A 212-nucleotide genomic window follows, 5' to 3' on the forward strand; every position below is an offset into this window, starting at 1 on the left:
TGAACCACCACTTGTTGAAGCAGGTTCACCTTCAAGGCCGCATACAGCGGGGCGAACTTCTCACTGGCTTGGATGACCCACCTAGCCATGGTGGTACGTGATAGCTCGATACCCGACTGGGTAAACAGCGATTCTTGACGATAAAGTGGCATCGCGTATTGGTATTTTCCAAGAATGATGTTGGTCAGCAAACTTTCTGTGGCGAAGCTTTT

The 212-nt window shown here is 49.5% G+C and carries 1 protein-coding gene; it reads right to left on the bottom strand.

Annotated features, from left to right (window positions below; all coding sequences use genetic code 11):
• Positions 1-212 (bottom strand): transposase (locus tag AB4583_RS20170; protein ID WP_372119079.1); only part of this gene is annotated, 212 nt, incomplete at both ends.

The sequence above is a fragment of the Vibrio sp. 10N.222.49.C12 genome (assembly GCF_041475025.1).
GTDB lineage: Bacteria > Pseudomonadota > Gammaproteobacteria > Enterobacterales > Vibrionaceae > Vibrio > Vibrio crassostreae_C.